Source organism: Ectothiorhodospira mobilis, from assembly GCF_900114895.1.
GTDB classification, from domain to species: Bacteria; Pseudomonadota; Gammaproteobacteria; order Ectothiorhodospirales; family Ectothiorhodospiraceae; genus Ectothiorhodospira; species Ectothiorhodospira mobilis_A.
The window spans coordinates 207014-220485 of the sequence record NZ_FOUO01000002.1 but is presented as its reverse complement, the minus strand read 5'-3'; the positions used below and the strand labels follow the sequence as shown (position 1 = coordinate 220485).

Annotated in this window: 12 protein-coding genes; 2 read left to right on the top strand and 10 right to left on the bottom strand. The window is 71.8% G+C overall.

Translation table 11 applies throughout. The features are described from left to right. Nucleotides 1–15: 15 nt before the first annotated feature. On the bottom strand, nt 16–2508 hold the full coding sequence (locus BM214_RS02410) for an ABC transporter permease (RefSeq protein ID WP_090483599.1): 2493 nt from the start codon (nt 2506–2508) through the stop codon (nt 16–18). Then, nucleotides 2505–3194: an ABC transporter ATP-binding protein gene (locus tag BM214_RS02405; RefSeq protein WP_090483598.1), complete on the bottom strand. Its 690-nt coding sequence runs from the start codon at nt 3192–3194 to the stop codon at nt 2505–2507. Before BM214_RS02405 ends, BM214_RS02410 begins: the two co-directional genes overlap by 4 nt. On the opposite strand from BM214_RS02405, the gene BM214_RS02400 reads away from it, so the two are divergent. After that, nucleotides 3193–3834: an arylesterase gene (locus BM214_RS02400; RefSeq protein ID WP_090483597.1), complete on the top strand. Its 642-nt coding sequence runs from the start codon at nt 3193–3195 to the stop codon at nt 3832–3834. The two genes, BM214_RS02405 and BM214_RS02400, sit on opposite strands and share 2 nt — an antisense overlap. On the opposite strand, the gene BM214_RS02395 is transcribed toward BM214_RS02400, so the two are convergent. Continuing rightward, nucleotides 3831–4559: an HAD family hydrolase gene (locus BM214_RS02395; protein WP_244887815.1), complete on the bottom strand. Its 729-nt coding sequence runs from the start codon at nt 4557–4559 to the stop codon at nt 3831–3833. The genes BM214_RS02400 and BM214_RS02395 overlap by 4 nt on opposite strands. 117 nt (nt 4560–4676) lie before the next feature. Between BM214_RS02395 and BM214_RS02390 the strand changes: the two genes are divergently transcribed. Continuing rightward, on the top strand, nt 4677–5129 hold the full coding sequence (locus BM214_RS02390; protein ID WP_090483596.1) for a c-type cytochrome: 453 nt from the start codon (nt 4677–4679) through the stop codon (nt 5127–5129). A gap of 46 nt (nt 5130–5175) precedes the next feature. Here BM214_RS02390 and BM214_RS02385 read toward each other — a convergent pair whose 3' ends face one another. The 7 genes from BM214_RS02385 to BM214_RS02355 all read right to left on the bottom strand — a co-directional run bounded on the left by BM214_RS02385 (nt 5176) and on the right by BM214_RS02355 (nt 13471). Continuing rightward, nucleotides 5176–5874, bottom strand: coding sequence for a cytochrome b/b6 domain-containing protein (locus BM214_RS02385; protein ID WP_090483595.1), 699 nt, complete (start codon nt 5872–5874; stop codon nt 5176–5178). A gap of 31 nt (nt 5875–5905) precedes the next feature. Beyond that, a complete protein-coding gene (locus BM214_RS02380; protein WP_090483594.1) occupies nt 5906–7090 on the bottom strand; it encodes a lipocalin-like domain-containing protein in 1185 nt (394 codons plus the stop codon). Between the two features lie 3 nt (nt 7091–7093). Further along, nucleotides 7094–9604: an ABC transporter permease gene (locus BM214_RS02375; RefSeq protein ID WP_090483593.1), complete on the bottom strand. Its 2511-nt coding sequence runs from the start codon at nt 9602–9604 to the stop codon at nt 7094–7096. Beyond that, nucleotides 9601–10323, bottom strand: a complete 723-nt coding sequence (locus BM214_RS02370) for an ABC transporter ATP-binding protein (protein WP_090483592.1) — start codon at nt 10321–10323, stop codon at nt 9601–9603. Before BM214_RS02370 ends, BM214_RS02375 begins: the two co-directional genes overlap by 4 nt. Before the next feature lie 48 nt (nt 10324–10371). Then, entirely contained in the window at nt 10372–12099 is a 1728-nt protein-coding gene (gene recJ / locus BM214_RS02365; RefSeq protein ID WP_090483591.1) for a single-stranded-DNA-specific exonuclease RecJ, read from the bottom strand. Beyond that, on the bottom strand, nt 12096–13136 hold the full coding sequence (locus BM214_RS02360) for a hypothetical protein (RefSeq protein ID WP_090483590.1): 1041 nt from the start codon (nt 13134–13136) through the stop codon (nt 12096–12098). The genes recJ and BM214_RS02360 overlap by 4 nt, the downstream gene beginning before the upstream one ends. Nucleotides 13137–13300: 164 nt before the next feature. Continuing rightward, on the bottom strand, nt 13301–13471 hold the full coding sequence (locus tag BM214_RS02355) for a type II toxin-antitoxin system RelE family toxin (protein ID WP_244887814.1): 171 nt from the start codon (nt 13469–13471) through the stop codon (nt 13301–13303). Between the last annotated feature and the right edge of the window lies 1 nt (nt 13472).

The following is a 13472-nucleotide window of genomic DNA, read 5'->3' as shown; positions in this document are numbered from 1 at the left end:
GCGAAGGCGGGCCGCTCAGGCAGGACCCCGCAGGGTCCACAGCGGGGGTTGGCGCAGCACCGGGCGCACCCCCAGCCAGCCGGCCAGGCCCACCCCCAGGGCCCCACCGCCCACGCCCAGGATCCACACCAGGGGATCCGGGCCGTAGGGGAGTTCGAAGACCCGGGTGGCCAAGAGGACACCGCCGGCGCTGGCCCCGGCGGCGGCCAGCAGCCCCGCCAGCGCGCCCAGGACCAGGAATTCCGCCAGCAGACCGGCGCGGATCTGTCCCCGGGTGGCCCCCAGGGTGCGCAGCACCGCCGTTTCCCGGCGGCGCAGGTCCCGGGTGGCATGGATGGCGGCCAGCAGCACCGTAAGGCCCGCCGCCAGGGTAAACAGGAAGACGTATTCCACCGCCAGGGTGGCCCGATCCACGATGCGCCGGATGCGATCCAGCAGGGCCCCCACGTCCAGCACCGTGGCGCTGGGGAACCGGCGTGCCAGATCCGTAAGCAGCCCCTCAGCGGCCTCCCCCAGGTAAAAGCTGCTGACGAAGCTGGGGGTGTAGCCCTCCAGCAGCCCCGGCGAGGCCAGGACGAAGAAGTTGACGTTGAAGGAATCCCATTCCACCTGCCGCAGGCTGGTGACCGGGGCCGAGACCCGTTCCCCCTCCACCCGGAAGGTGAGGGTGTCCCCCAGGGCGATCCCCAGGGTCCGGGCCAGATCCGCCTCCACGGAGAAACCGGGCGGGCTCCCGTCCGCCCCCCACCACTGCCCCGCCACGATGCGGTTGTCCGCCTGCAGTGTGCGGGCATGGGAGAGGTTGAACTCCCGCGTGGCCAGTCGGCGGGCCCGCCCCGGGGCGAAGGCCTCGGCGTGCACCGTCTCCCCATCGATGGCCACCAGACGTGCCCGGATCAGGGGATGGAACTCCGGGGCGGATCGTTCGGACTCCCGGAACAGGTCCTGAATGGGCGCCACCTGGTCCGGCTGCACGTTGATGAGGAAATGATCCGGGGCCGCCTCCGGCAACTGCCCCTCCCAGGTGGCCAGCAGGTCCACCCGCACCACGGCCAGCAGCAGCAGGGCCATGATGCCCACGCCGAAGGCCGCCAGTTGCAGGGCGCTCACCCCGCCGCGGCGGGCCAGGTTGGCCAGGCCGAAGCGCAGGGCTACCCCGCCGCCGGTGCGCAGCCGGCCCAGCACCCGCACCAGGGCCCAGGCCACCCCCAGCAGCACCGTCAGCAGTCCCAGGGTCCCCGCCAGCACCCAGCCCGCCAGGGCCGGGTCCCCCGCCTGCCAGAACACCAGTGCGCCGAAGGCCATCAGGGCGAATCCCGCCACCAGCCAGGCCGAAGGGGTGGGGGGCGCCAGATCCCGGCGCAGGACCCGCAGGGGCGGCACGCCCCCCAGGGTCAGCAGCGGCGGCAGGGCGAATCCCAGGGCGGTGATGGCCGCCACCCCCAGCCCCAGCAGGAGCGGCCGCAGGGACGGCGCCGGCAAGGCCGTACCGAACCAGTCCGATACCAGGGCCGCCAGGCCCGCCTGGGCCAGGGCCCCCAGAATGATGCCGGCGGCCCCGGCCAGGAGCACGATCCACAGCATGCGCAGGGCGAACACCGCCGTCACCCGCCGCCGCGAGGCCCCGAGGCAGCGCATCACCACCACGGCATCGGCCTGGCGGGCGCTGTCATGGCGGGCGGCCACGGCCACCGCCGCCCCGGCCAGCAGCACGGCCATCAGCGCCGCCAGGCCCAGGAAACGGCGGCTGCGGTCGATGGCCCGGCGCAGTTCCGGCCGGGCATCGTCCACGCCCCGGATCTGCGTGCCCTCCTCCACCCGGGTTTCGGCCCAGGCATGAAAGGCCTGGATCGCATCCGCCGGCCCGGCCAGCAGCAGGCGGTGGTCCACGCGGCTGCCGGGCACGATCAGGCCCGTGCGCGCCAGATCGGCGTGGTTGAACAGCAGCCGCGGCGCCATCTGGAAGAGCGATCCGCCCCGCCCCGGCTCGTCGGTGATCACCCGGGTGAGGGTCAGGGTGGCATCCCCCACCTCCAGGCGCGCCCCCAGGTCCACACCCAGGCGCTGCAACAGCGGGGCCTGGGCCCAGGCCTCACCGGGGCCCGGGACGCCCCGGGCCGGACGGTCCTTGGCAAAGGGTGCATCGGCCACCCGGGCCGTACCCCGCAGGGGCCAGCCTGCCTCCACCGCCATGAGTTCCGCCAGCTGGGTACGCTCGCCGTGGAAGAGCACGCTGCGGAACTCGGCCGTGCGCACCGTCTCCAGCCCCATGCGGCGGGCCCGTTGCGCCAGGTTCTCCGGCGGCGGCTGCCGTGCGCTGATCACCAGGTCGGCGCCCTGCAGGGCCGCCGCCTGAAGGTCCACCGCCCCCTGGACGCGGTCCGTGAACAGCCCCACCGAGGTCACCGCCCCCACCGCCACCACCAGGGCGAGCACCAGGATGCCCGGGGCCCCGGAACGCCATTCCCGCCCCAGGGCCCGCAGGGATTCCCGCAGGATCTCGCTCATGCCGCCCCCAGCACACCGTCGTCGAGGCGGTAGCTGCGTTCGCAGCGGGCCGCCAGGTCCGGGTCATGGGTCACCATCACCAGGGCCGTGCCATCCGCCGCGCGCAGATCGAAGAGCAGATCCACCACCCGCTCCCCGGTATGGCGATCCAGGTTGCCGGTGGGTTCATCGGCGAACAACACCCGGGGCCCCGGAGCGAAGGCGCGGGCGATGGCCACCCGTTGCTGCTCACCGCCGGAGAGCTGGTGGGGATAGTGCCCCAGGCGATGGGCCAGACCCACCCGCTCCAGGGCCTGCCGCGCCACGCTGCGGGCACCGGCACCCCGCCCCGCCAGCTCCAGGGGCAGCATGGCGTTCTCCAGGGCCGTGAGGGCGGGCAGCAACTGGAACGACTGGAACACGAAGCCCACGCGCCCGGCCCGCAGGGCCGCGCGCCCGTCCTCATCCAGGGCGGAGAGGGCCGTGCCCAGCAGATGCACCTCCCCCGCGGAGGGGGAGTCCAGCCCCGCCAGCAGCCCCAGCAGGGTGGACTTGCCGGAACCGGAGGTGCCCAGGATGGCCACCGCCTCGGCTGCGGCCACATCCAGATCCACGCCCGCTAGAATGGACACGGGCCCCTCGGGGCCCGGGATCCACCGGGCGAGACCCCTTGCCTGCACCACAGGACTGGAAGACTCGGATACCATGCGTTCACGACTCCTGATGCTGCTGATCATGGCCTGTCTGGCCCTGCCTATTCTGGCCATTGCCCCGGTCATGGCGATGGACCGTCCCACATTGCTGGTGCTGGGGGACAGCCTCAGCGCCGCCCACGGCATCCCCCTGGAGGCCGGTTGGGTGGCCCTGCTGGCGGATCGCCTGGAACGGCGCGATCCGCCCTGGCGGGTGGTCAACGCCAGCGCCGGCGGCGAGACCACCCGCGGCGGCCTGAGCCGCCTGCCCGCACTGCTGCAACGCCATGAACCCCAGGTGGTGGTCCTTGCCCTGGGGGGCAACGACGGCCTGCGGGGCATCTCCCCGGACGAGGCGCGGGACAACCTGGAGGCCCTGGTGGGCACCGCCCGCAAGGCCGGTGCCCGGGTCCTGCTGGTGGGGATCCGCGTGCCGCCCAACTTGGGCAGGCGCTACGCCGAGAGGTTCCACGGCATCTACCACCAGTTGGCGGAGTCCCAGGACGTGCCCCTGGTGCCCTTCCTGCTGGAGGGGGTGGCCCTGGAGGCGGGCATGATGCAGCCGGACGGGATCCATCCCACCGCCCGGGCCCAGGCGCGCATGCTGGACACCGTCTGGCCGGAACTGGAACCGCTGCTGGATGCGCAGGACTAGTCGCCGGCGGCGGTCCCGGCCCGGTGCCAGCCCAGGGCCGCCAGGCGCCCCGGCAGCTCCCCCACGCCCCGCACCATGAGATCGGGGTAGGGCCCCCCGGGCCACGGGGCCAGGTGGGTGTTCACCCAGGCGGTGCGCATCCCCACCCGGGCCGCCCCCTTCACGTCCCGCTCCGGATCATCCCCCACGTGCAGGGCCTCACCGGCCGCCACCCCGGCCTCGTCCAGGGCGGCGGTGAAGATCTCCGCCGCAGGCTTGGCCGCCCCGGTGCGGGAGGCGGTCACCACGAAATCGAAGAAGCCGCCGATGCCGATGCGGTGCACATCGGCGTTGCCGTTGGTGATGGCCCCCAGGCGGTAGTGCCGCGACAGGGCCTCCAGGGTGTCCATCACCGCGTCGAATAGCTCCACCTCATTGCGGGCGTCCCAGAAGACCCGGAAACCCGGCTCCACCAGGTCCCCGTCGTAACCGTACTGCCGCGCCAGCTCCTGCAGCCACTCCTTGCGCAGCACCGTCAGGTCGGGGTAGCGGTGGGCACGGGGGGAGAACCAGTCCTGGCGGTGGCGGATCAGGGCCTCTGCGTCCAGGCGCTGGGTGATGCGCGGGTAATGCGCCTCCAGCCAGGCATGGAAGGCATACTCCGCCCGGCGGATCACGGGGGCGCACGCCCAGAGGGTGTCGTCCAGATCGAAGGTGATGCAGCGCAGTTCCATGGCCGCAAGCATACCCGAATCCGCCGCTCGGGTAAGCCGTCACAGTTCGGGGGCCTTTCACGGTGAGGGTCTGTGCAACTGCTACACTCCCTGCGGACATTCAACGAAGGAACATCGGAGGTATCCCGCATGAGAATCGCAACCAAGGCCCTGATCACCGGCACCCTGCTGGCCCTGAGCGCCAGCGCCGTCCAGGCGGTGGAGCCCAAGGAGGCCATTGAATACCGCCAGGCGGTGTTCGAGGTCTTCAAATGGAACATGGGTCCCCTGGGGGCCATGGCCCAGGGCAAGATGCCCTTCGACCGGGAGAAGGCGGCCCTGTACGCCCAACAGCTGAACCGGGTGGCGGACATGCCCTGGCAGGGCTTTGTCGAAGGCTCGGACATGGGGGACAGCGAGGCCCTGGCGGAGGTGTGGACGGACCGTGAGGGCTTCGAGTCCAAGGCCTCCGACTTCGAACAGGCCGCCGCCACCCTGGCGGAACTGGTGCAAAGCGAGGCCCCCGAGGGGGACATCCGCCGCCAGATCGGGGCCGTGGGACAGAGCTGCAAGGCCTGCCACGACCACTACCGGGAGGACTGAACCCCGCCGCCACCCCGCCCGGGGCGGCACATCAGCGCCTGGCCCCTCAGGGGGCCAGGACCACCAGGGCCCAGACCAGTACGGCACACAGGGCCAGCAGCGCCAGGGCGTGCAACGGACCGACGAAACGCACCTCCTCCACGCCGCGATCCGCGGGCATGGGCTTGCGCCCGGTGATCATGGGCCGCACCAGGTCGTCCCCCTTGAGTACCCCGTGCAGCACCACGGCCACCACGTGCACCGCCACCAGGGCCAGGATCAGATTGAAATTGGCCTTATGGACCCCGGTGAGCCAGGCCCGGGTGTCCCCGGAGACCCAACCGGCCAGGGGCCCCTGGGTGAAGATCTCGTCATCGGCGAAGAGCCCGGTGAGCGTCTGCACCAGGAGCAGGCCCAACATGAGCAGCACCGACCATCCCCCCAGGGGGTTGTGGCCGAAGCTGCGATGCATGCGCCCCCGGGCCAGGTCCGCCGCGTAGCGGGCCACGCTGCCGGGTCCCTGGACGAAGTCCGAGAAGCGGGCGCTGCGGCTGCCCCAAAACCCCCAGGCGATGCGAAACAGCAACAGGGTCAGCAGGACATAGCCCAGTTGCATGTGCCAACCCAGGGTGGTGATGTCCCGGGCCGTATACCACAGGGCCGCCAGCAGCACCGGCAGCGCCCAGTGGAACAGACGCGTGGGGGCGTCCCACAACCTGAGGGGGCGCAACGGGATCGCCTCTTGCGTCTCTCTACTCTGCGTCATCGCCGGTCTCCTTTCGGTGCGGGATGGGGGTTCATGATGGCCCATGGGCATCGGTCTGCACATCCCGTCCCTGGGGATCGTAGCCGGTCAGCTCCACGAAACCCCGCCCCGCGGGGCGGCCGTCCTCGAAGACATCCACGGCACCCTCCCAATAGCGCACCGTCAGGTCCATCTCCTGGTCGGGACGCACGGCGCGCACCTCCAGGGTGCGATCCTGCCCCAGCAGATGCACCCGCCAGGCCACGGGATACACGGCCCCGGAGGGGGCGGTCCAGGTGTCCAGCACCCGCACCCGGTAGCCCTCCCGGGGGATGGGTCGGTAGCCGCCCCGGGGATCCACCCACAGCCCGTGGCTCACCGGGTCCACGCCCCCGTCCTCCAGGCGCATGCGGTAGAGCATCACATCGTGGCCATCGGCCAGCTGCAGGGAGAACCAGTCCCAGCCCACCTGATCCTTCCCCAGGGCGCTGGTGCTCCACTCCCGATCCATCCAGGACAGGCCGGATACGCGGTATTCCTTGTCGTTCAGGGTGAGCCTGCCCTCGGTCTGCATGCGGGTAATGGAGTAATAATAGGAGGCATTCCCCGGGCGCCCGGATTTTTGGCTCAGGCCTGCCTCCCCCTGCAGCACTACGGGCTTGAGGGCATCCAGGCGCAGATCCAACGCCACCGCCCCCGCCCCGGCCCGCAGCCGCCAGGGGAAGCCGTTGCCGGCGACCGCCTCCAGGCGCCAGTCATCCAGCCAGACCCGGAAGGGGCCCAGCCCCGCCCCCGCCAGCCCCGCGGCGCCCCGGGAGAAGCGCTCGAAGGCCCGGTGCCCCGCCCCCGCCACATCGGTCACCGCCAGGTGCGCCATCCAGCCCTGGTTCGTGGCCCAGGCGGAGGGGGAGGACGGGGCTTCTGGGGCCAGGGCGAAGCGGAAGAAGGTGAGCTGGTAGCCGAAGCGGCGCCCGGTCTCGTCCTCCAGATTGCCGGTGACATACCACCATTCGTTGCGATAGTCGGGATGGGCCCCGTGATCCTGGGGAAAGCGGAAGCTGCGGGGTTCCACGGCCCGGGCATAGCCCGACAGGTCATCCCCGCTCAGGGCCCGGGACACCTGCAGGCGCTCCCCCTCCCCTGGGGCCGGTTCCGGGCCTTCGCAGCCCGCCACAACCAGGATCAGCAACGGCAGCAGGATGCGCCGGATCCACTCGCGGCCAGTACGCCCGGACATGGCCTATTCCTCCCTCAGATGTTCGGCGGGCCGGGCCCGGCTCATGCGGTACCCGGGATAGGCCCCGGCCAGCAGGGCCGCCGCCACCGCCAGCCACAGGCCGTCGGCCAGCACCCCCCAGGGGACGCTGTGGGCCATGCTCCAGCCAAAGGAGCGGCGGTTGATGACATCGATGAGCACATCGGACATCAAAAGCCCCAGGGGGATGGCGAACAGCCCCGCCGCCAGACCCAGCAAGACGCTTTGCAGCGCCACCATCGCCCCCAGTTCCCGGGGCGTGACGCCGGTGGCCCGCAGCACGGCATGCTCCCGGGCCCGCTCCAGCTGCAGGGCCATGAGGGCACTCAGCACCCCGACGAAGGCCACCCCCACGGTGAGCAGGCGCAGCACATGGGTGATGGCGAAGGTGCGGTCGAACACCGCCATGGCCTCCTCCCGGATCTCCCCGGTGGGGGTGACCAGCACGGGGTCATCCAGGCCGGCGACGGCCTCGCGCACGTCCGCCAGGGCGCGCGCCCGGGGGATCCCCGGGTCCAGGAACAGGGCCAGGGAGGCCACGCCGGGATCGTCCCAGTAGCGGTCATAGCGGTCCCGGTGGATCGTCACCAGCCCCCGGTCGGAGCCGTATTCCTGCACCACCCCCACGATCTCGAAGTCCCGCAGCCCCCGGTCGGTGCGCAGGGTGAGGCGATCCCCCGTGTGCAGTTGCAGGCGCCAGGCCAAAGGTTCGGAGACGATCACCGCATCCCGCCGCGCCAGGGCCTCCCAGGCGGCGCGCCGCTCCCCGGAGCGGAAGCGGTAACCCTCGGGGGTGCGGGGGGCCGGATCCACCGCCATGAGTTCCAGGGTGCCCCGGGGCGACTGCACGGGCACGCGGCGGGCCGTGCTCACGGCCTGCACCGCCTCCAGGGCCTGCAGCCGGGGCCGGGCCGCATCCGGCAGCAGCGGGTTCAGGCCCAGGCTGGAGCGCCCCGGGGCGCTGACATAGACATCCCCCTGCAAGGTCTGGCCCAGCCAGTCATCCACGGTGGTGCGAAAGCTGGATACCATCACGCCCACGCCGATGGTGGCGGAGACGGCCACCGCCAGGGCGGCCACCGCCAGGGCGGAACGGCTCAGCCCGGCGCTCACCCCCCGCGCCGCCATGCGGCCCATGGCCCCGAACACCCCCCCCATGACCGGGGCCAGCCCCCGGGAGAGGGCCATGAGCCCCGGCGGCACCAGCAGGGCGTAGCCCAGGATGAGGGTAAACAGAGCCACGAACCCCAGCACCAGGCTGCGGCTGGGCCACAGGATCAGGGCCAGGCCCAGGACCATGAGCCCCACCCCCGCCAGTCCCAGCCACGGGATCAGACGTCCCACCCGGTGCTCCAGGTGGGAGCGGCTCAGGGCATCCCGGGGGGAGACCCGGGCCGCCTCCCAGGCGGGCCCCAGGGCCGCCACGGCGGTGGCCCCGAGCCCCAGGGCCAGCCCCTTGAGCAGCACCCAGGGGGACAGGGCCAGACCGGTGACGCTCAGGACGAAATACATATCCGAGATGGTGCGGGTCACCATCTGCAGCAGGAAGCGGCCGATGAACGTCCCCGCCAGCAGCCCCAGCAGCGTACCCACCAGGCCCACCACCAGGGCCTCCGCCATCACCCGGCGGCCCAGTTCGCCGCCGGTCATGCCCTGCATGCGCAGCATGGCCAGCAGACGCCGGCGGCGCAGCACGGAGAAGATCATGGTGTTGTAGACGAGAAAGCCCCCCACCAGCAGGGCCAGCAGGCTCATGGCCGCCAGGTTCACCTGAAAGGCCCGGGCCAGTTGCAGCGTGGCCTCATTGCGCCCCTCGGTGCGCACCAGGTCGGCCCCCGGGGGCAACAGGGCCCGCACCCGCTGCACCGCCGCCCGGTCCTTCAGGATCAGGTCGATGCGGTCCAGGCGGCCCACCCGATCCAGGAGCCCCTGGGCATGGGCGATGTCCGCCACCAGGATGCCGTCCAGGGCGGGATCGTCGTGGTCCAGGACGGTCTCCAGGGTCACCCGCTGCCGCTCCCCGAGCACCTCCAGGGTGAAGTCCTCCCCTGCCTCCAGACCCAGGCGGTGGGCGGCCCGTCGGCTCAGGGCCACGCCATCGTCGGAGGTGATCAGGCCGGTCATGCCGCCGCCTTGCAGTCCGGCGGCGTAGCTGCGAAAGGGGGCCTCGGCGAAGGGATCCAGCCCCAGCAGGGTCAGGGTCTCGCCCCGGATCTGTACATGCCCCTCCACCACCGGGGCGCTGTCCCGCACCCCGGCCAGGCGCAGGCGGGTGTAGACGGCCTCGTCCAGCCCCGCCGGGCCGCCCAGCACCTGGTGGGTGGCGTGCCCGGAGACCGCGTCCAGGGACAGTTCGAAGGCCCGGGAGGCGCTGGAATTGGCCAGATCCACCCCCACCACCACGGCCACCCCCAGGGCGACGCCGAGGATGGACAGCAGCACGTTCCAGGGATGGCGCCGGTGATCCCGCAGCAGGGCCAGGAACAGGCTGCTCATGGATGCACATCCCCGTGGTCCAGGCGGCCCTCGCACAGGGTCCACACCCGGTCGGCCACCGCCGCCACCTCGCGGCTGTGGGTCACCATCACCAGGGTACGGCCCTGGCGCCGGGCCAGGTCCCTGAGCAGGGCGATGATACGGGCCCCGGTGTCGGCATCCAGGTTCCCCGTGGGTTCATCCGCCAGCAGCAGCGCCGGCTCGTGGGCGATGGCCCGGGCGATGGCCACCCGCTGTTGCTCGCCCCCGGAGAGGGCATCGGGAAAGGCCCCGCCCCGGCCGGGCAGGCCCACCTGTCCCAGCAGGTCCTCCACGCGACTGCGCCGTTCCCGGGCCGGGACATCGTTGAGTTCCAGGGGCAGGGCGATGTTCTCCGCCACGGTGAGGGTGGGCACCAGATTGAAGAACTGGTAGATGAAGCCCACGCGGCGGCGGCGGAACAGGGTACGCTCCCGCTCCCCCATGCGGTCCAGTCGCTGCCCCTCCACCCGGATCTCGCCGCCGTCGGGGCGGTCGATCCCCGCCAGCAGATTCAGCAAAGTGGACTTGCCCGAGCCGGAGCGTCCCAGCAGGGCGACGATCTCCCCCCGCTCCACGCGGGCGTCGATACCGTCCAGGACCACGCGCCGGCGCCCCCCCTCCTCATAGGCGCGTCGCAGATCCCGGACCTGGAGGACCGGCCCTTCCTCGGGCGCGGCTTTCGCGGTGGCATTGGCCATGATGGGTCGCTTCCCTTGTGGTTGTATCCGTTGGGGATGGGGGATGGCTCAGACCCGGTCCGGGTCCAGCACATGCTCCACTACCAGTTGCGCGCTGCAGGCCCCGCGGAACTCGTTGGCATCCAGGCGGTAGGCCAGATGCACCCTGTCCCGATCCTCCGGCCAGTCCTGGGGATCGATATGAAAGGCGATGCCGCCGATCTCCGTGCGGCCGCCCCGGGGCCGCAGGCGCAGGCGCAGATGACGCCCCGCCAGCAGCCGGCGTTCCAGCACCTGGAACTCCCCGTCGAACAGGGGCTCCGGAAAGCCCTGCCCCCAGGGGCCGGCGGCGCGCAGGGCCTCGGCGGTCTCCAGGTTCAGTTCGTGCTCCGCCAGGGGGCCGTCGCTCTGGATCAACCCCTCCAGGTCCGCCGGTTTCAGGGTCCGGCGCACGTGGTCATCGAACCGATGGCGGAAGGTCTCCAACCGGTCCGCCGGCAGGCTCAGCCCCGCCGCCATGGCATGACCGCCGAAGCGGGTGATGAGGCCCGGATGGGCGGCGTCGATGGCCGCCAGGGCGTCGCGCATGTGCAACCCGGGGATGGAGCGGGCGGAGCCCTTGAGCGTCCCCTCCTCACCCGGGGCGAAGGCGATCACCGGCCGGTGCAGCCGCTCCTTGAGGCGCGAGGCCACGATGCCGATGACCCCCTGATGCCAGTGGGGTTCATGCACACACAGCCCGTGCCAGGTCTCCCGGTCCAGGCCGCCTTGGAGCAAGGCCTCCAGCCCCTCCAGGGCCTCGGCCTGCATCTGCTGTTCCACCTCCCGGCGTTCCCGGTTGAGATCGTCCAGGGCGCGGGCCAGTTCTCGGGCCCGGTTGGCGTCGTCGGTCAGCAGGCACTCGATGCCCAGGGACATGTCGTCCATACGCCCGGCGGCGTTGAGGCGGGGACCGGCCGCGAACCCCAGGTCCGCGGCCACCACCCGCTGCGGGTTGCGTCCCGCCACCTCCAGCAGGACCCGGATACCCGGCACGGCCCTGCCGGCACGGATGCGCCGCAACCCCTGCTCCACCAGGATGCGATTGGTGCGCTCCAGGGGGACCACATCCGCCACCGTGCCCAGGGCCACCAGGTCCAGGAGATCGCCCATGACCGGCTCCGGTAATCCCCTTTGCCTGAACCAGCCGCCCGCCCGCAGGCGCGCCCGCAGGGCCGCCAGGACATAAAAGATCACCCCCACCCCCGCCAGGGACTTGGCGGGGAAGGGATCGCCGGGCAGGTTGGGGTCCACCAGGGCATCCGCCTCCGGCAGGTGCTCCCCGGGCAGGTGATGATCGGTGACCAGCACCCGGATCCCCCGGTCCCGGGCCGCCCGTACCCCCTCGATGCTGGCGATGCCGTTGTCCACGGTGATGATCAGGTCCGGTGCCCGGTCGGCGGCCACCGCCACGATCTCCGGGGTGAGTCCGTAGCCATAATCGAAGCGGTTGGGCACCAGGTAGTCCAGGCGCGAGGCCCCCATGGCCCCCAGGGCCCGCAGGGCCAGGGCGGTGCTGGTGGCGCCGTCGGCATCGAAGTCCCCCACCACCAGGATGGACCACGCCTCCCACAGGGCCGTCTCCAGCAGCGCCGTGGCCGCATCGATCCCCGAGAGCGCGGTATGGGGCGGCAGGCCGCCCAGGCCATGATCCACCTGGGCCGGGTCCGTGATGCCACGGTGGGCATAGACCCGGGTGAGCACATCCGCATCCGCCGGGCTGTGGGCCAGCCGCACCAGGCGCCGCCGGGCCTTCATACCCCCCCCTCGCACAGCGGGCGGGGACGGCGCCAGAGGCGCCACGCAGCCCCGCGATCCAGGCGCAGCCCCTGGTCGTCGGCATGCACCTGCAGTTCCTTCAATACCCCCCGGCGCAGGCGGGCGCGCAGGGGGGCGAACCAGGTCCGGTCCAGCCCCTCCAGGGTGGCCATCCAGGCCTCGATATCGTCGTAGGCGGCCTCCCTCTGCAGCGGGTCCAGCAGCACCAGCACGGGGCCCCGGCGGGAGCGGGCCTCCAGGGCCGCCCACAGGGCATCGGCATCCTCCGGCAACGGCTGCAAGGTCACCCCGCTCCACCGGCACAGCCCCTGCAGCAGTGGTGCATCGCCGAAGGCCGCCGCCAGGGGGGGGGCCATGGGGGGGGCAGGCAGCACACCGGCCCCCCAGAGCCAGAGGCTGTTCACCGCCGGCAGCCCCCGCTGTCCCCGCTCCCGGTTCACCCGGGACGCATCCAGCACCATCTGGATCTCCGTAAGCAGGCGCACCCATGCATGATCGGCCCGCTCACCGCCCCCGGGCAGCAGGCGCTGGATGCGCCCCCCCGTGGCCTGGGACAGGGGGGCGCTGTCCAGGGGGGCGGACGTTTGCAGGCGCAGCTGCCAGTGATCCGGGGTCAGGGCCTCGAAGCCGCCGATGGAATCCCCGAGATGGGCGTTCAACTCCCCCACCAGATCCGCGGCCTCCCCGGCCGACAGCCGCAGACGGGAGGCATCGGTGAGCACCAGATCCTCCGGCCCCACCTGCAGATGCACCGGGTCGGCGCAGGCCCAGGCCTCCCTCCCCGGATCGGCGCCCAAGGCCAGGCGCAGAAAGGGGGCGGCGGGCGTCCCCGCCTCCAGGCCGAAGCGGCGGCACAGCTGGGTCTCCACGGCCTGGTCCGGGGAGGACGAGACCGCCCCCCGGCCCCGGAGCCATTCCAGCCCCGGCGCCCGCCCCACGCCACCGTAGGAGGCGCACCATTCCGGCACCCGTCGCCACAGGCCCGGCACCAGCAGATACAGGACGGTAGGGGTCATGGGCGATGAGGGTACGGGCAGGGGTTGGGCATGGCGGATACCGGACAGGGAAAGTCCGGTATTGTCCACGATCCGGGCCGAAAGGCCAAAGGGGCCTGGACCGGTATTTGAAGCCATCTCAACGATTACAGCGGGCCCACCCCAGTCGGATTGCTGTACATCAACTAGAGTCGACCCTTGAGTAAGGCATAGATCCTGCCCTTGCCCCGCTTCCCGACCGCCAGGACATACACGATCAGCGTGTCATCCACCACCTCATACACCAGACGATAACCAACGGCCCGGAGTTTGATCTTGTAGACGGATTCATATCCGCTTAACCGATCCGTCGGCACC